Genomic DNA, 16,003 nt, shown 5'->3' with positions numbered 1-16,003 from the left:
TAGATGGCGTTGCGCGCCTCGTCGGCCGGCTCCGGGCGGACGACACGCAGCTCGTCGGTCTGCCAGATCAGGTCGATGTTCTCCGCGAGCCGCAGATCGTGGCGGCGGCGGTCGGCCTCGATGACCGGGGTCTCCAGCAGGGCCGCGATGCGGCGCAGCTTGTTCAGCACCGAACGGCGGGCGGCCTCGGTGGGGTGGGCCGTGAACACCGGCCGGACATTGAGGTGTTCGACGGCGCGGGCCAGACCCTCGGGGGACTCCTGCGCGGCCTGCCGCACGACCCGGGCGAGGGCGGCACTCGCCCCTTCGCGGGCGGTGCGCAGCTCGCGGCTCCGGTGCACCTGCTCGGTGACGTTGGCCAGGTGGAAGTAGGTGGAGAAGGCGCGGACCAGTTTGGCCGCGGTCCGCAGTTCGGTTCCGCGCAGCAGGGCGTCGGCGGACTCGCCGTCCTCGCGGGCCAGTCGGCGGACCTGCTCGACCAGTTCGAGCAGGTCCGCTCCTTCCTGGCGGACGAGGGTCTCGTCCAGCAGCCGGGCGAGATGCTGGATGTCCGCGTGCACGGTGGCGTGCGAGGCGTGCGGTGTTCGGGCGTTCATGACTGCTCCTGGGTGGGAGTGGTGAAGGTCCGGTTCACGGCGTCAGCAGGTTCGCGGGGTTGGACCGGGTGATGTCCTCGATCTCCTGGGCCGTCAGGCCCGCGTCGTGGAACCACCGCGTGCGGAGGTCCAGCCATTCCTCGACGTCCGGCTGGTCGGGCTGTCCGAGGTCGGAGCTGAACACCACGCGGGGATGGGCGCGCACGACGTCGCCGAGGTGTCCGGCGTCGTGGTGCCCCAACAGCATTGTCAGCGCGGTGACTTCGACGTGGAGACCCGGTACGGAGGAGAGGCCGGCCAGGTCGGCGGGGGTGAAGCCCGACATGGGGTGGGTCGCGTGGGTGAGGAGGAGGCGGGGTACGCCGAGCCGCACGGCCTCGTCCACGACGCGCAGTGCCGCCTCCCGGTCGCAGTGGCCCGTCGCCAGCACGACGGGCAGGTCGCGGGCCGCGCGGAGCACCTCGCCCACGTCCCGGCGCAGCCGCCCGTCGGGAGCGAGGACGCCGTCGGCGCGCCACCGGTCGGCGTCGAGCAGCGGGTGGAACGAGGTGCGTCGCAGCGTGGAGGTGTGCGCGGGTCCTGCCAGCGTCGGCAGGTGGACGACCAGGCGGGCGGGGGTGTCGGGGCCGTGTGCGTACACCGCCTGTTCGACGGCGCTCGGGCGGATGCCGCCGGCCAGTTCGTTGAGGACGAGCGTGCCGGAGACGGGCAGCCCCTCCTGCCGGGCTTCCCAGGCACGGGCCGCCGTCGAGGTGAGATGGCTCTTCAGTACGACCCAGCCGCCCACCTTCGCGTACGCCCGGCCGGCGGCGGCCGAGGTGAGCCGTCGGTCGTAGAGGTCGGGGCCCGCGTGGTAGTGGACGTCGACCAGCGCGTGCGCGGCCAACTCGCCCAGGGCCGTACCACGCATGGGGGCCGTCTCACGCATGGGAGGGCTGCCTGCCGCCGTCCCACGGCTTGGCGTAGCCGTACCGCAGGCGGGCCTCGTCGAGGCGGAGGCCGGCCGCGACGGCGGCGCCGATGGCGCCCTCGGTCCGTTCCACGCCCTCCGCGCGTTCGGCGACCTCCGCGGCGTACGCGTCGGGCACCACCAGTACCCCGTTGTCGTCGGCGACCACGATGTCGCCGGGCCGCACGGTGACGCCGCCGACGGTGACGTCCCGGCCGGTCGCCGCGAGTTCCACCCGGTTCTTCCCGCTGACCATCGTGGCGCCGGTGCTGTAGAGCGGGTAGCCGGCGGCGCGGATCTCCGCGATGTCCCGGGCCGACCCGTGCAGGGCGGTGCCGCGCACCCCGCGGCGCTGCGCCAGGCTCGTCAGGAGCGAGCCCCAGTTGGTGCAGGTCGTGCTGCCCGCGTTGTCGACCACGACGAACGAGCCCTCGGGCACGTCGTCGAGGTAGTTGGCCGCGTTGCGGAAGCCCTCCCCCGTGTCGTCGACGGGCTGGTACGTGACGGTGAACGCCCGGCCCGCGGCCCGGGTCCCCGGCACCCTCGGGGCGATGCCGGCGAGGACCCCGCCGACTCCGAGGCTGTCCAGCGCGTCGGAGACGGACGCGGTGTCGAGGCGGGCGATCCGGTCGACCACCTCGTCCGAGGGCGCCTGGCCGGTCCGTGGCGCGGTGGTCTCCGCCTCGCCTCCGGCGGGGGCGAGTTCTCCGGCCACGGCCCGTGCGACCTCCTGGGTGCCGCTCGTTCCGCCCATGTCGTAGGTGACGGTCGTCCGGCGCGCCACCACCGTCCGTACGGCGGCCCGGATTTCCTCACCGGGTACGGCCAGGTCCAGGTGGTCGAGCATCTGGGCCACGGCGAGGAGCATGGCCATGGGGTTCGCACGGTCCTGGCCGGCCATGCCCGGGGCGCTGCCGTGCACCGGCTCGAAGTAGCTGCCGTGGTCGCCGATGTTGCCGCTGGGAGCGAGGCCGAGTCCGCCCATGACACCCGCGCCGAGGTCGGAGAGGATGTCTCCGAACATGTTCTCGGCGACCAGCACGCCGAACCGTTCCGGTCTGCGGACCATCCACAGGGCGACAGCGTCGACGTTGAGGATCTCGGTCTCGATGTCGGGGTGGTCCCGCGCGATCAGTTCGAGCCGCTCACGCAGATGGTTGCTGCTGTGGCGCAGGACGTTGGGCTTGTCGACCAGGGTGAGCCGCTGGTGGCCGTGCGAGCGTGCGTAGGCGAATCCGTGGCGCAGCAGCCGGTCCATGCCGAACTCGGTCTGGAGGCGCAGGGTGACGCTGGTGGCGGCGGCGCCGGAGGCCTGGGCGTTGGGGTGGTCGCGGACGGTGTTCCACAGTGCGTCGTCGAGTCCGTGGAAGTCGAAGCCCGCGTAGAGGCCCTCGGTGTTCTCCCGGATCACCGTGAAGTCGAAGCGCCCGTCCACCAGGTCGGTGACCGGGCGGATGTTGGCGTACAGGTTCAGCCGCTGGCGCAGCTGGATGACCGGGGAGACGAAGGTGAGGCCGGTTCCGCGCAGTCCGGGGGGCAGTTCGGCCTCGGCCTCGCGCAGTGGCTTGCTGGTGATGGCGCCGAGGAGGCAGGTGTCGGTCTCCTCCAGCAGTTTCCAGGTGCGCTGCGGGACGGGGTTGCCCTCCTCGCGCCAGCACTCCCAGCCGATGTCGCCGAAGCGGAGGTCGAGGGGGAGGTTGAGCCTGTCCACGGCGTCGAGGGCGGCGGAGGTGACCTCCGGTCCGATGCCGTCGCCGGGGAGGACCGCGACGCTCTTCATGTGAGTCCCTTCTCGCGCAGGAAGGTGCCGACGAGGGCGGACACCTCTGCGGTGCGTTCGAAGTGGGGGCGCATGCCGGCCCCCTCGATGATGTGCACCCGGTGGTGGGGTGCGGCGGCGGTGTGGCGCTGGGTGACGAGCTGGGAGTGGCTGCCGACGATCTGCAGCAGCGGCCCGGAGTGGGCCCGCACGGCCGCCGTGACGTCGGTGCCGCAGAGCAGTCGCATGCCCTCGGCCAGGCGGCTTCCGGCGTGGGGGTCGTGCGGTGCGGGGGCGGCGGTGCCGGCGGCGGGGCCGTGGCCGTAGGGCCTCACGCGCCGGTCGAGGAGGGCGAGCGCGTAGTCGGAGCGGCCGTCGGCGGCCAGATCCGCGATGTCCGTGAGCCGGGACTCCAGGAGAGCGTCCGTGCGGGCGGGCCCCGAGACGAGCAGTGCGGCCGCGGCGGGGCCGACGTCGGGGAGCAGGGCCTGGGCCACCGCGCCGCCGAGGGCGTTTCCGCAGATCAGGTCGATGGGGCCGTAACTCGGGAGGAGTGCGCGCCAGCGGGCGACGAAGTGGTCCATCGAGTCGTCGCCCTCCTCGCGCAGAGCGAGGGTGTCGACGACGGTCACCCGCAGGCCGGCGTCGGCGAGGACCTGGGTGACGGGGGCGAAGAACGCTCCTCCGTCCCAGCGGGGGGTCACCGGTCCCAACACCAGTGCGTGTGCCGGGTTGGCCAGACCCGCGGCGGCCTTCGGTCCGAAGACCGCCGCGGGAACAGCGGTTGCGGTGTGCGTCACCGGACGGTGGCGAGCGCGCGTGCGGTGGCGATGCCCTCTCGGTGACTGCCGCTCAGCAGGTCCTTGCGGCGCTCGACCGGGAGGTCGTAGCGGCCCAGGACCAGGTCGGGCAGCGGCAGGGAGGGGGTCCCCTCGGGGATGGCGGAGAGGAGCAGGTCCGCCAGTTCCAGGGCGGGACCGAGGTGGAGCCGGGCGGCGGCCTCGCTGTCGGTGCGGTCGAGGTGTGCGAGCCACTGCTCGGCGATGAGGTTGCCCGGGCCCTTGCCCATGCCCTGGATCGAGGAGTCCATCCAGGTCGCGCCCGCGGCCACCGCGCTGATGGCGTTGGACAGGGCGAGCCCCAGGTTGTTGTGGGCGTGCAGGCCGACCGGGCCGCCGGTGACCGACTTGGTCAGGGTGGTGAGGTCGGTGGTGTCCACGGGAGAGAGGCTGCCGTTGGAGTCCGCGAGGTAGACGACGTCGGCGCCCGCGTCGGTGGCGGCGGTGGCGACCTCGACGACATCGCGGCCTTCCCACTGGCTGATCCGGGCGAAGTTGACCCCGACCTCGAAGCCGATGTCCTTGGCCTGGCGTATGTACTCCAGACCGCGCTCGTAGCCCTTGGCCGGCAGGATGATGCGGACCAGCCGGGAGCCGGCGGCGTACATGGCGGGCAGGTCGTGTTCGGTGATGTTCTTCGGGTGCAGGATCATCGCGACCCGGCCCGCCCCGATCTCGCGGGCCACCGCGGCGATGAACTCGTCGTCGCCGCGTCCCGTCAGCCCGATGTTGGGCACCGGCAGGAGCGAGCCCTTGCGGTAGGCGATCTCGACCCAGTCGAATCCGGCCTCGACGCTGAGCCGCGCGTGCTCGATGGCGTAGTCGAGGGGGAAGTTGAAGCCGTTGCGGTAACCACCGTCGCGGAGGGTCACGTCGATGTTGACGATGTTCATGGTTCCTCCAGGGAGAGTTTCGGGCGGGCGGGATCAGGCGGACTGGCTGGCGGCTGCGTGGTGGGCGGCGAGCCGGCCGAAGATCAGCGAACGCAGTACGGACGTGGCCGGCGGGTAGGCGTGGTAGAAGAGGCCGGTGGCCTCTCCCGCCGCGTACAGGCCGGGTATGGCGGTGCCGGACGGGGTGACCACGCGGCCGTCGACGTCGGTGCGGACGCCGCCGTAGGTGAAGCAGACGGCGGACGTGAGGGGTACGCCGATGAAGGGCGGGGTGTCCAGCGGGGTGGCCCAGTTGGACTTCTGCGGCGTGAGTCCGGTGGTGGACTTGCCGTCGAGGCGGGTCGGGTCGAACTCACCGGGGACGACGGCCGCGTTGAACTCGGCGACGGTCTTCTCCAGTCCCTCGGCGTCGATGCCCAGCTTGGTGGCCAGCTCCTCCAGGGTGTCGGCCTGCTCGGGGTCGACGTCGCTGAGCAGCGAGTTACGGAAGCCGGGGATGGCGAGGGTCTTGCCGTCGGCGATCCAGTAGGCCTCCTGGCCCTGGTTCTTCCAGATCTCGTACCCGACGTGTTCGAAGGTGTTGTCCCAGGTGTCGCGCCCCTCGTCGAAGAAGCGCCGCATGGCGGAGTTGACGAAGATGCCCGTGCTGAAGCCGTAGAGCACCGCGTCGGCCTTGGTGGTGCGGGTGTCGACCGGCTCGGCGTGGATGCCGTCGAACTGGCCCGCGGTGTCGGCCCCGAGTTCCAGCGCCATGCGCAGGGCGTCGCCGCGGCTGTTGGTGATGCCGGGGGCGATGAGCGGGAGGTCGCAGGCCTTGTCGCCGAGGTAGCGGGTGAGCATCTCGGTGTTGCCCTGGAAGCCGCCGCTGGCGAGGATCACGGCGCGGCCCTGGATCCGCCGGGTGTGGCCGTCGGAGGTGCGGACCAGGACGCCGTCGACGGTGCCGTCGTCGGAGGTCGTCAGGCGGAGCGCCTCCGTCTCGTAGTGGATCTCGACCCGCGGGTCGTTCTCCAGGGCGGCGCCCAGGCGTTCGACGATCGAGGCGCCGCCGCCGCGGGGGCTGGCCGGGGGGTTCATGGTCGGGGTGCCGCCGTTGAAGGTGTGCGGCAGGGGGAAGGGCTCGAAGGCGATCTCGACACCGTGCTTCTCGACGAAACTCAGCGTCTTCGGGGTCTCGCGCTCGACCGTGCGGCAGTAGTCGTCGTCCGCGAGGCCGCCGGAGACCCGCCCGACGTGGTCGGCCCAGTCGGTGTCCAGCTGCCGGTCCTCGGTGATCCGCAGGAACGCGCCGGTCCAGCGGGTGGCGCCGCCGCGCTTCTCCTCGGTCGCCCGTTCGAGCACGGCGATCCGGGCCGGGGTGTCGCGGCCTTCGGTGGCCTCGGCGAAGGACAGCGCGGCCGACAGGCCGGCGGCGCCGAACCCGATGACGACGAGGTCGTAGGGGGCCGGGGTGGACGAGGCTGACATGGATTCTCCTCGGGGAGAGAGTGGGTGAGGGCGAGAGAGGTGTGGGAGTGTGCGGGGTGTGCGGGGCGGGGCTCAGCGGTTGAGGGGAAGGCGTGGGGGGCGCGGGACGGGGCTCAGCGGTTGGGGGTGATGACCCGGCTGGTGCGGTAGAGCCGGTACTTCGCACCCGTCGTGGTGCCCGCGAAGTCCTGGTAGCGGCGGGCGAATTCGGGGTCCTCGAAGATCGCGTCGAAGGACTTCCGGTCCGTCCAGGCCGCGAAGTTGACGATGGCGTCGCCGTCGACGCTCGTCAGCAGACGCGAGCCCTTGAAGCCGTCGGCGGTGGCGGCGACGTGCTCGACCGCGGAGGCGAGCGCGGCCACGCTGGCGGGTGCGTCCTCGGTGGTGGCCACGTTGATGAGGAAGACGCCGTCGTCCGGCACGGCGGCGGTGACGACGCCCGGGCTGGCGTTGCGGCCCTCGAAGGCGAGCTGTTCGTACGAGGCGATGCCGAGCTTGGTCCAGGGGTCGCTCTCGATGAGTTCGCGCACCTCGGCCCCGTCGAGGTCGGCGGTCACGATGACGGCGCCGCCCTCGGGGCGGGGACCGCTCAGCAGGATGCGGCCCTGGTCACCGTGGTCGCGCAGCCATGCCTTGTGCTCGGCCATGTGGGCGAGAACGGTCTCTCGCGGGGTGAGGTAGGTGAGGGTGAGTACGTGGATCATGCCGGGTTCTCCGTGGGTGTGAAGTAGCGGGTGGAGGAGGGTGGTTCAGGCCGTGGGGCCGGGCGCGGGGGCGATCCGGCGGGCGAGGCCGGTGAGGATCTCCTCGGCGTCGGCCACGACGCGCCGGACGACCTGTGCGGCCGGCTGGATGTCCTCGATCAGGTCGAGCACCTCCCCCGCGAACATGGCGCGCTGGGTGGTGTCGTCACGGGCGACCGCGGCGGCCCACTCGGGCTCGACCGAGGCCCGCCGGGCGGCGAGTTCGGCGTCGCGCCCGGTCCAGGTACGGGTGAAGTCGTTGCTCACGGAACGGGCGCGGTAGACCTCGTCCCACGGGATGCCGCGCACGACGTCGAACGCGCGGGTGTCGACGGTGTCCGCGGTCCGCGCGGACACCAGGTGGGACTTGAACCCGGCGGTGGCCAGCGACTCCTCGGTCGCCGCGAACCGGGTTCCCATCATCACGCCGTCGGCGCCGAGCGCGAGAGCCGCCGCCAGCCCGCGGCCGTCGGCGAATCCGCCGGCCGCGACCACCGGCACCGCGCCGTCGGTGATCTCGACGACGGCCGGTACGAGCGGCAGGGTGGCCTGCGTCTTGTGGTGGCCGCCGGCCTCGGCGCCCTGGGCCACGAGCGCGGACGCTCCGGCACGCACGGCGATCAGGGCCTGTTCCGGGTCGTGCACCTGGACGATGACCCGTGACCCGGCGTCGGTGGCCGACGCGACGAACCGGTGCACCTGCGCGGCGTCGCCGAAGGAGAGGGCGATGACCGGCGGTGCGTAGCCGAGGACCTTGTCCCAGAGGCCGGGCCGGTCGTCGAAGGTGAACATGACGCAGCCGACGCCCCAGACGCCGCCCGCCTCGGCGGCCCGGGCCACGTGTTCGTCGATGAAAGCGGCGTCGCCGTAGCTGACGCCGACAAGGCCGAGACCGCCGGCCCGGGTCACGGCCCGGGCGAGGGCGCCGCCGGTCACGGAGCCCATCGGGGCGCAGACGACCGGATGGTCGATTCCGAGCAGTTCCGTCAGCTTGGTCGAGATCACGATGCTCCCTGGTCCGTTTCTGTCGCACGACTGGGGACGGCCGGCAGGCCGCGGGAAATGGGGGGCGCGAAACCGAATTCCGCATTGAACTCGGCGCACGGGTACGCAGTCCGGCCGGCGGATCGAATCCGCCCGATGAGCCCGTTCTGCTCTGTGCCCATGACATTAGCCATGGCTTCCGCCTCCGGTCCAAGACGCAAATCGCGTAACTGCCATATGCGGACCCCTATATCGCCTGGCCGGGCAGACAGAAGCGGCGTGTGTCCCGGGTCGGAAGACCCGGGACACACGCCGCTGAGGGGCCGGCAGAGCTATTCGGCGAAGAACCCCCATCCCCGCTCGCCGGCGACCCGCTGGAGCACGCGCGCCGCATGGCTGTCGCCGGCCGCGGTCACCGCGAGACGTTCGCGCGGCGGTCTGCTGGTGGGGAGCGGCCGCCACACCAGGTGCGGCTCCTTCTCCACGGCGCGGCGGGGTCGCAGCGCCACCAGGTCGGAGGTCGTTTCGAGGGCGTGCAGGAACAGCGCGTGCTGGTCCTGGTCGACCGGGTGGAGCACCGAGTTCCAGCCCAGCCTCGCCAGATGGGCGGGAACCGTGTCGGCGAACCCGGGCGCGCAGCCCTCGTCGTACCAGAGCAGGCGCTGGCGTGCGAGGTCGCTCCAGGTCGGTTCCGTACGCTCGGCGAGCGCGTGCTCCCGCGCCATGACGACGCCGAGCGGCTCGTCCCAGACCACGGCGCCCACCAGATGCGGCGAGAGGATCGGCATGCGCACGATGCCGAAGGCGAGCTCTCCCCTCCTCAGCAGGTCGTCCTGGTCCGCCGCGCCCACCGAGCGCATCCGCAGCCTCGCCCCGGAATCGCGCCCACCGTGCGAACCGCCTCCGGGCAGCCCGTTCTGCACTTCGATGAGTACGTCGGCCGGGACTCCGCCGCAGACGCCGACGGACCAGACCTGCGCGGCGGGGGCCGCGGCCGCGATGGCCGAGCGCAACTGACCGGGAATTCCTTGAATTTCCCGGAGAAAGGCCCGGCCACTGGCCGTCAGTTCAACCCCCCGCGAACTGCGGATGAACAACGCCGCCCCGACGCGCTTTTCCAGTCGGCGTATTTGCTGACTGAGGCTCGGCTGTGAGATTCGGAGTTGTTGGGCTGCGGCCGATACGGTCCCGCTGCGTACCACGGTGAGGAAATACCGGAGATGCCTCATGTCGAAGTCGTCGACGTCCCGCGCGTCGGAGACGGCGCGATGGACGGCGTCGGTCAGCGCGGCCGGCACCTCACTGCCGGGACCGGCGCCCACCGGGGCACGCTCGCCCGCCCACTCGTCAAGCACGCTCATCCACTTCCTCCAGAGTGTCTTCGCCCCTGCCTCGCAGGAGCGTGCCCAGTCGACGTCACGTGCACCGGTTGGAGCATGACATTAAATTCGTTCTCGAAGGTATTTTTTACGCACCCGAAACGGCATCGTCTTCTCCGAGCCCCGCCACCGACACCTGGTCGGCTGACAACGCCGCGAAGAGGAGTCGCCAGAGCGCTTCCACGCCGGGCATTCCCCCGCGCTCGCCGCTCTGGGCGGGCGCGTGCAGCAGCCCGTAGATCATCGTCATCAGCAGACGGGCGACGAGGCGCGGCGAGTACGCGGGGAATCCGCTGTCGCGCTGCGCCCGGCGCACCAGGGTGGTCAGGGCGTTCTGTACGTCGGCGAGCACATCCGCGAAGGCGCACCCGAAAGCCGGGCACTCGGACGCGAGGCGGACGGCGGCGCGCAGCCGCACGTCCGACTGGAGCCGGCGGGCGAAGCCGATGACGACGCTCTCCAGAACGCTCCGGCCGTCGACACCCGGGGTGTCGTGCTCGGCCCGCAGGTGCGCCCAGACCTGGCGCGCCTCATCCATCAGCGCCCCTGCCAGCAGCTTCTTCGAGGAGAAGTGCCCGTAGAGCGCGCCTTTGGTCATCCCGGTGCGCTCCGCCACGGCGCCGAGCGTCGCCCTGGTGTACCCCAGGGCGGCGAACTCCTCGGCCGCGGCCGTCAGCACCTTCTCCCTCGTGCGCCGTGCCCGTTCCTGTATGGCCATGTTCTGCGCCCTCCCTACTGAAGAAAGCCCATACATACCATCAGAAAGGGTTCCTACGAGAGGGTCTGGTCCGTCCGGGGCTTCTACGGCCTTTCGCCGGCAGAGGCCCCGGACGGCCAGGCAACACCGTCCAGCCGCACCGTTCCGCCTCGCTGTTCAGCGGCCCGGAAGCGCCCACCACCACTGGCCCGCCCACGGCGCGGAGCAGGGCCAGGTCGCTCTCGTGGTCGCCGTAGGCGAAGCAGTCGCCCGGGTCGGCAGCGTGTTCCCGCATGACCCGGACCGCGGCCTCCGCCTTCGCCGCGCCGATCATCGGCCGGAGCACCTCTCCGGTCAGGAGTCCGTCGGCCCCCACCTCCAGCTCGGTGCAGAGCACGGTCCCGACCCCCAACTCCTCGGCGAGGGGGGTCAGGATCGGGTGCATCGACCCCGACACCAGGACGACCTCGCGGCCCGCCGCCCGGTGCGCGGCGAGGGCCTCCACGGAGTCCGGAACGAACGCCGCCGCGCCCCGGCGGTAGGTGTCGTACCAGAGTCGGCCCGCCGCTTCGAGATCCGCCAGGGCGACACCGGCGTAGCGCCGGTAGTACCACCGGTTCAGCGCCTCGCGATCCGGTGCGGTCCGCGCCGCGGCGCGCAGGGCGGACGCCTCCGCCCCGGCCCGCGCGGGGTCCGTCGCCGCGAGCCAGTACTCCCGGAACGCCACCATGCTCTTGGCCGTGATCACTGTCTCGTCGACGTCGAAGAACGCGAGCGCCGGCCCTTTCCGGCATTCGGCCGTCATCGGGCACCCCCGCCGTCACGGTCGTGTCTCTCCCGCGTCAGTACCGCGTCCGCGTAGGCGTCGGCCGCGCTCGCGACCGCGAGCGCGCCGTGTCCCGCGGCCGTGGTGACGTCCCGCCAGGCCCGTTGCACCGGGCTGTCGGGGTTCTGTCCGCGCATGCCCGAGGCGTGGAAGAGCTCGTCGACCGTTTCACGGCAGAGGAGCGCCGCCGTCGCCGCGTCGCGCCGGTTCTCGGCCACCGTGAGCGGGGTGATCTCGCCCCGGTCCGCGCGCTCCGCCGCGCAGGCGAGCAGCAGGCCCGCGGCATGGATCTGCGCCGACGCGCGCGCCAGAAGGGGTACGTGCCCCGCCCCGCGCGGGGCCGCCCGGGCGTACTCGGCCGTCCACGCCCGAAGCGCCGCGCGGGCCGCCCCGAGCACGGGCGCCGCGAAGATCAGTGCGGCGACCATCGGGTACGGGACGCGGTGGCAGCGGGCCGCGTCGGGCAGTGGCTGCAGCAGCGCACTGAGGGGGAAGGAACGGTGGGCGGGTACGGCGACGCCGTCGGCGGTGACGCTGTTGCTGCCGCTCCCCCGCAGGCCGACGGAGTACCAGGTGTCCTGTACGGAGAGCGCCTCGCGCGGCACGGCGAAGACGCGGTGCTCGGGCCCTTCGGGACCCGGTGTCCAGGACGCGAGCAGCACCCAGTCCGCGTGGTCGACGCCGCTGGCCAGGCGCCACTGCCCGTCCAGGCGCCAACCCCCCGGTACCGCCTCGGCCTTGCCCTGCGGCGGAACGACGGATGCGGCGATGAGCACGTCCGGACCGTGCGCCCAGAGGTCTCGCTGCCCCTGTTCGGGCAGATAGGCGGCCAGCCGGCCGTGGGCCGCGTACAGCGCCGCGCACCATCCCGCGGCGGCGCAGTTCTCCGCCACGTCCGAGGCGTCGGCCAGCAGTCCGGCGAAGCTCCCCGCCCTGCCCTGCCACCGGGCGGGCACGAAGTGGCGTGGGAACCCCGCGTCGACAAGGGCTGCGGCGACGTCCGGGCCGAGCTTGCGGCGCTCTTCGGCGCCCCACGCGTCGCGGCGCGCCGCCTCCGCGAGCGTGGTCCGTACGTCCCGTTCCTCGACGGTGGCGTGCGGCACGGTCAGCACGCCGCCTCCTGCCGGACCGGAGAGAGCTCGCCCGCTCCGCATCGCACCCGGGCGCACGCGAGTTCCCGGTCACCCTGGCAGGCGCGGAGCGTGAGCGCCGTCCCGTCCAGCCCCGCGGGTTCCGCGATGATCGACACCGGCGCGTCCAGTTCGCCGAACGCCTTGAACTCCACCGCGAGCAGGGCCACTTGGCCCTCCCGGAGCCCGTCGCCCGCCGCGGCCGCACCCGCCTGCCGGAACGCTTCCACCAGAGCCATGCCCGGTACGTGGTCGGACTCGTGGTCGAAGAGCACGTCGTGTTCCAGATCCAGGCGCAGCCACCAGACGTTCGGCCGGGCCGGGTCGCCGTCGACGAGGACGTCACGCTCCGCGGGGGAGCCCGCGCGCACCGGGGGCGCCGGCTGCCCCGCCACCGCCTCTCCCCGCTGCCCGCCCCCGCGCTTGCGCACCACGGCGTAGCGGCGGGGTTCCATGGGCTCCCAGCACACCCGCACCCGCCCGTACCGCCGGGAGCCGGCCAGCACGTCGGCCTCCAGCTCGAAGCGCAGGCGCCGTTCACCGGCGCCGGGTCTGCGGCAACGGACGTGGAGCCCGACCGCGAGGGGCTCCGCGCCGACCGGCGGGAGCGCCTCGTCCAGATCGACGGAGAGCTCACTCAGGACGAAGGCCTGGTCCCGCCCGACACCGAAGAAGCGGTGGGACAGGTGGATCGCGGTCTGCCGCGCGGTCTCGGCGAGCAGCACCGGATCGGCGGCGCCGCCGCGGTGGCCGAGGTAGTGGCTGCGGCGCCAGCGGGCGGCGACGGCGATGCGCCCGTCGTCCAGAAGCTGTGCGTCCGTCAGAAGTACTTCCGCGTATGCCGACTTGTGGACGGATTCGCGCGGAACGAAGTGGTCGAAGTTCATTCCCTTCCAGTGGCGCTCCGGCCCGGGGTGGTGGCCGACAGGTACCTCAAGTCCAGGTATGACGTGCACGCTCGCGGTTTTCCTTCCTGGTCGCCGTGGGAGCCACGCACCGGTATCGTCCCGACGCAACACGTGGCGATGACGAGAAATATACCTTCGGGAAGGTATATTGACAGATCGTTTTTCGCCATGCCGTATGCGCCACACTCACCTAGGACGGTTTCCGTGCCAGAGCCGCAGTCCACAGCCTTCGCCTCCCTGGCGATCCCCACCAGAAGAGGTTCGGACCCCAAGCAGGAACGCTCGGCCCGCACGCGTCTGCGCGTGCTGATCGGAGCCGCGGAGCTCTTCAGCGAGCGCGGTTTCCAGCAGACCTCGGTCAAGGACGTGGCCGACAGGGTCGAGATGACGAAGGGGGCGGTGTACTTCCACTACCCGACCAAGGAAGCACTCGCGGTGGCGATCGTCGAGGAGCACTACGCACGCTGGCCGCATCTGCTCGACGAGGTCAACGGCGAGGGCCTCGGCCCGATCGACACCGCCGCGCGCATGCTGGAACTGGTCGCCCACGCTTTCGAGAACGACGTGATCGTCCAGGCCGGCGCCCGACTGCAGATCGAACGGCCGCACATAGACGCCGCGTTGCCCACCCCGTACGTCGACTGGATCTCTCTTCTCGAGTCCCTGCTGACCTCCGCCCTCGACGCGGGCGAACTGCGCCCCGGCGTCGTCCCCGACGAGGCCGCGCGCTCCCTGGTCTCCGCGTTCTTCGGATCCCAGCACGTGTCCGACGTCCTGAACGGCCGGGCGGACGTCGTGCGTCGCTGGCAGTCGCTGAGCGCTCTGCTGTTCCGCGCGATCCGCTCCGAATGAGAATGCTCCCGGTCAGTGGTACACCCCCGCCGTCGGCGGTGCACCACTGACCGGGAGCACGTTCGTCCAGGGCCCTTCGTCAGGCGCGCCGCGCCACCCGGTTCCGGCTGCCGACGACCACCAGGCCTCCGGCGATCGCGAGGCCCAGCAGCACCACGCCGAAGGTCGTCGCCCCGTTGGTCAGCCCCACCGCGTCACTGAGGTAACCCGCGGAGACCGGAAGGATGCCGGCCAGGATGTAACCCCCCACGTTGAGCGCCGCGTTGGCCTCCGCCAGATGCCTCGGCGGGACGCTGGAGTTGAGCAGCGACAGTCCGCCGAGCTGGCCCATCCCCTGCCCCGCGCCGGCGAGGAGCGCGGAAGCGATGAGGACCGTCACCGACGAGGTGTGCACGGCGACGATCAGCGTGATCATGCTCACGGCCGTACTCGCCGCACCCGCCATGAGGATGGCCGGACGGCTCAGCCGCTGCACCGCGAACTGCACACCGGTGGCCGTGAGGAACATCGCGAACGCCATGGCCCCCGCGACGATCCTGCTGGTCGTACCGAGCAGACCGGACAACAGCGAGGGGCCGAGCGACAGCACGAACGACGTCGCGGTGATACCGGGCGCGAACACGGCGATCCCCAGGGTGAGTTCACGACCGTTGCCGCGCGGGACCCCGGGCACCCGCACCCAGGCTCCCTTGGCGGGGGCCACGGGACGGCGGACCGGCATGCGCGTCACGACGAGCACCGCGGTGGCCAGCACCACGGCCTCGACCACGAACACGGTCACGGTCGGGGCGGGCAGCGTCTCGGACAGCACACCGGCCAGCAGCGGGCCGAGCCCAGCTCCGAAGACCATCGCGCAGGAGGCGAGCAGAGCGGCGATCCGCTTGCGCTCGGGCCCCGCCACGTCGGTCACCGCCGCCATGCCGGCCGAGACGACCGCACCCACCGCGATCCCGGTGAACAGCCTCGCCACGATCAGCGCCGCCACGGAGGAGGCGGTGGCGAAGATCAGGCAGGCGGCGAGTCCGAGCGCCAGCGCGGGGAGCAGTACGGGCTTGCGCCCCAGCCGGTCCGAGACGACTCCGCAGACCAGGAGCGATCCGAGCAGACCGACGATGTAGAAGGCGAACACCACGGTCAGGGTGCCCTTGGAGAATCCGATGTCGCGCTGCCACAGCACGTACAGCGGCGTGGCCGCGTTCGACAGCACGAACACCGCGGTGACGGGCCACGCGGCCAGCCACACCCACCACAACGGGGCACCGGCCCCGGCGGTGCCGTTCTGCCCTCCTGCGTCGACCGCCTGGACAGGTGTGGTCCGAGTCTCGGACATGACGTTCCTCCCGACTCTCAAGTACGAGTTGAGTCGAACTTAGCATGCAGTACGATTGAACTCGTACATAGGAATCACGTCATAAGGAGTTGCCTATGCCTTCGGCCACGGGCGCCAACCCCGTCATCAGGGTGCTCCCCGAACCCCCTGACCTGCCCGAACCTCTCCCGGAACCGGCGGTCGAGGAGCTGCGCCTGGAAACCGTGCTCGGCGCGCTCAGCGATCCTCTGCGGTTGACGATCATCCAGAAGCTCCTGCTGGAGTCGGAGCGCTTCGACCACACCTGCGGCTGGTTCGGCCTCGACCGGCCCAAGTCGTCGCTCACGCACCACTTCAAGGCACTGCGGGAGGCGGGGGTCACGCGCCAGCGCCAGTACGGACTCGAACGCCGCAGCCAGGTGCGCGTCGACGATCTCAACGCCCGGTTCCCCGGCCTGTTGGAGCTGGTCGCGGCCTGGACACCCGGGGCCTGAGCGGGCTGGGCCCGACCGGACCGCCCGCGCCCCGGCGCGCACGCCGGGCGCCGGGGCGCGCGGCCCAGGGACGCGCCGGGGCCCGACCGGACCGCCCGCGCCCCGGCGCGCACGCCGGGCGCCGGGGCGCGCGGCCCAGGGACGCGCCGGCCGGCGGGGGCCTCGCAGGGACCGGGGG

16 protein-coding genes are annotated in these 16,003 nt (G+C 72.1%); 2 read left to right on the top strand and 14 right to left on the bottom strand.

Annotated features, from left to right (window positions below):
• The 13 genes from ACWCWD_RS35095 to ACWCWD_RS35035 form a co-directional block, all read right to left on the bottom strand.
• The coding region (locus ACWCWD_RS35095; RefSeq protein ID WP_450779394.1) for a phosphoenolpyruvate carboxylase at positions 1–596 on the bottom strand (596 nt) is incomplete at its 3' end.
• A 34-nt stretch (positions 597–630) separates the two neighbouring features.
• Positions 631–1,524 (bottom strand): DUF6282 family protein, encoded by an 894-nt coding sequence (locus ACWCWD_RS35090; RefSeq protein WP_450779392.1) that lies wholly within the window; start codon positions 1,522–1,524, stop codon positions 631–633.
• Positions 1,517–3,325, bottom strand: coding sequence for an isocitrate/isopropylmalate family dehydrogenase (locus ACWCWD_RS35085; protein WP_450779390.1), 1,809 nt, complete (start codon positions 3,323–3,325; stop codon positions 1,517–1,519). The genes ACWCWD_RS35090 and ACWCWD_RS35085 overlap by 8 nt, the downstream gene beginning before the upstream one ends.
• Positions 3,322–4,104, bottom strand: coding sequence for an alpha/beta fold hydrolase (locus ACWCWD_RS35080; protein ID WP_450779388.1), 783 nt, complete (start codon positions 4,102–4,104; stop codon positions 3,322–3,324). The genes ACWCWD_RS35085 and ACWCWD_RS35080 overlap by 4 nt, the downstream gene beginning before the upstream one ends.
• On the bottom strand, positions 4,101–5,036 hold the full coding sequence (locus ACWCWD_RS35075) for a hypothetical protein (RefSeq protein WP_450779386.1): 936 nt from the start codon (positions 5,034–5,036) through the stop codon (positions 4,101–4,103). The genes ACWCWD_RS35080 and ACWCWD_RS35075 overlap by 4 nt, the downstream gene beginning before the upstream one ends.
• A gap of 33 nt (positions 5,037–5,069) precedes the next feature.
• Positions 5,070–6,503 carry an FAD-binding protein gene (locus ACWCWD_RS35070; RefSeq protein WP_450779384.1) on the bottom strand — a complete coding sequence of 478 codons (1,434 nt, stop codon included), beginning with the start codon at positions 6,501–6,503 and terminating at the stop codon, positions 5,070–5,072.
• A 113-nt stretch (positions 6,504–6,616) separates the two neighbouring features.
• A complete protein-coding gene (locus ACWCWD_RS35065; RefSeq protein ID WP_450779382.1) occupies positions 6,617–7,207 on the bottom strand; it encodes a YciI family protein in 591 nt (196 codons plus the stop codon).
• A gap of 45 nt (positions 7,208–7,252) precedes the next feature.
• Positions 7,253–8,251 carry an NAD(P)H-dependent flavin oxidoreductase gene (locus ACWCWD_RS35060; RefSeq protein ID WP_450779380.1) on the bottom strand — a complete coding sequence of 333 codons (999 nt, stop codon included), beginning with the start codon at positions 8,249–8,251 and terminating at the stop codon, positions 7,253–7,255.
• 311 nt (positions 8,252–8,562) lie between these two features.
• Positions 8,563–9,591: a LysR family transcriptional regulator gene (locus ACWCWD_RS35055; protein ID WP_450779378.1), complete on the bottom strand. Its 1,029-nt coding sequence runs from the start codon at positions 9,589–9,591 to the stop codon at positions 8,563–8,565.
• Between the two features lie 106 nt (positions 9,592–9,697).
• Positions 9,698–10,327, bottom strand: a complete 630-nt coding sequence (locus ACWCWD_RS35050) for a TetR family transcriptional regulator (RefSeq protein ID WP_450779376.1) — start codon at positions 10,325–10,327, stop codon at positions 9,698–9,700.
• 40 nt (positions 10,328–10,367) lie between these two features.
• The gene (locus ACWCWD_RS35045; protein WP_450779374.1) at positions 10,368–11,111 is read right to left on the bottom strand and encodes an HAD family hydrolase; all 744 of its coding nucleotides are present in this window, start codon (positions 11,109–11,111) and stop codon (positions 10,368–10,370) included.
• Positions 11,108–12,244 (bottom strand): oxidoreductase, encoded by a 1,137-nt coding sequence (locus tag ACWCWD_RS35040; protein WP_450779372.1) that lies wholly within the window; start codon positions 12,242–12,244, stop codon positions 11,108–11,110. Before ACWCWD_RS35040 ends, ACWCWD_RS35045 begins: the two co-directional genes overlap by 4 nt.
• Positions 12,238–13,218: a ScbA/BarX family gamma-butyrolactone biosynthesis protein gene (locus ACWCWD_RS35035; RefSeq protein ID WP_450779370.1), complete on the bottom strand. Its 981-nt coding sequence runs from the start codon at positions 13,216–13,218 to the stop codon at positions 12,238–12,240. Before ACWCWD_RS35035 ends, ACWCWD_RS35040 begins: the two co-directional genes overlap by 7 nt.
• Positions 13,219–13,374: 156 nt before the next feature.
• Between ACWCWD_RS35035 and ACWCWD_RS35030 the strand changes: the two genes are divergently transcribed.
• Positions 13,375–14,022: a ScbR family autoregulator-binding transcription factor gene (locus ACWCWD_RS35030; RefSeq protein ID WP_450779368.1), complete on the top strand. Its 648-nt coding sequence runs from the start codon at positions 13,375–13,377 to the stop codon at positions 14,020–14,022.
• Positions 14,023–14,101: 79 nt separating this feature from the next.
• Here the strand turns inward: ACWCWD_RS35030 and ACWCWD_RS35025 are convergent, their stop codons facing one another.
• Positions 14,102–15,352, bottom strand: a complete 1,251-nt coding sequence (locus tag ACWCWD_RS35025; RefSeq protein ID WP_450779366.1) for an MFS transporter — start codon at positions 15,350–15,352, stop codon at positions 14,102–14,104.
• Between the two features lie 95 nt (positions 15,353–15,447).
• Between ACWCWD_RS35025 and ACWCWD_RS35020 the strand changes: the two genes are divergently transcribed.
• Positions 15,448–15,825 carry an ArsR/SmtB family transcription factor gene (locus ACWCWD_RS35020; RefSeq protein ID WP_450779364.1) on the top strand — a complete coding sequence of 126 codons (378 nt, stop codon included), beginning with the start codon at positions 15,448–15,450 and terminating at the stop codon, positions 15,823–15,825.
• Positions 15,826–16,003: the final 178 nt, after the last annotated feature.

It is taken from the genome of Streptomyces sp. NPDC001493 (assembly GCF_053597235.1).
The sequence above is the reverse complement of the archived record's forward strand: the minus strand, read 5'-3'. Positions and strand labels throughout refer to the sequence as shown.